We start from the raw sequence: 882 nt of genomic DNA on the forward strand, positions 1-882 counted from the left end.
GCCCCAAATTCTGCAGCATGAAGATCACCGCCGAAGTGCGGGAATATGCAGCAGGCATGAGCGAGAACGAACGGAACGATTTGGAAAAGCAGGCAGCCGAAGCACGCAAGGGGATGGAAGAGAAGAGCCGCGAGTTTATGGAGAAAGGCGGGGAGATTTATCTCTCGGAAACCGGCGAAAAGCGCGAAGCGATTGATTAAATCGTAGAGTACATTGAGGCACGAAATGCACCATTGGCGCAGATGGCGCATTTCGCATTGCTCAACGACACTCTACGGATGGGCTCTTTGGGATACAGATAAATGCAGTGGTCCAAGCTCAAGCAAAGACTGGAAGACCGCTTCGCCGATTGTCTGAAAGGGCGCTTGCATATCTATGAGACGCGCCAGCGAATGGGCCACCATCATCGATTAGGCGAAATCTGGATCACGCTCGACAAGAAACGCATATACTCAACGTCAGACTTCAAAGCTTCGCAATTAATGCAGACTCACCTGAAATCTGGCGACACCTACGAGGACTCATTTGAGAAAGCCGCCGCTGAGGGCTTGGCCCCGGTGTCCCAATCAAACGAAATGCTGTTTGATAGTTTGAGTATGAGCATTGATGACATGTTGGCGTCTGAAGCAGTTCTGATCCGGGGATTGGCGATTTCGGATGCACGATGCGGAAGACGTCGTCTATTGGCTTTGAAAGAGCAGATTAAAACCGAGCACGATTTTATCAAACTCGTTTTCGAACAAAGACTGTCAACGCCCAGCAACCCGTAAGGTGCCAATCGCCTCGACCCCGAAACCGCCCGCGACTTCCACGACCAGACCCTTCCCAAGGAAGCCCACAAGATCGCCCACTTCTGCTCCATGTGCGGCCCCAAATTCTGCA

At 51.9% G+C, this 882-nt stretch carries 1 protein-coding gene and 1 pseudogene; both read left to right on the forward strand.

What is annotated here, in order from left to right; all coding sequences use genetic code 11:
- A pseudogene (locus HY29_RS16795) lies at positions 1 to 200 on the forward strand (phosphomethylpyrimidine synthase ThiC); the annotation flags it as partial.
- Positions 201 to 302: 102 nt separating this feature from the next.
- The gene (locus HY29_RS16800; RefSeq protein WP_034799234.1) at positions 303 to 770 is read left to right on the forward strand and encodes an SF0329 family protein; all 468 of its coding nucleotides are present in this window, start codon (positions 303 to 305) and stop codon (positions 768 to 770) included.
- The last annotated feature ends 112 nt before the right edge of the window (positions 771 to 882 follow it).

Origin of the sequence: Hyphomonas beringensis (genome assembly GCF_000682755.1) — a bacterium.
GTDB classification, from domain to species: domain Bacteria; phylum Pseudomonadota; class Alphaproteobacteria; order Caulobacterales; family Hyphomonadaceae; genus Hyphomonas; species Hyphomonas beringensis.

What these genes read in the sequence shown, in the direction of transcription:
- HY29_RS16800 (WP_034799234.1), top strand. Translation starts at nt 303, where the DNA reads ATGCAGTGGTCCAAGCTCAAGCAAAGACTGGAAGACCGCTTCGCCGAT.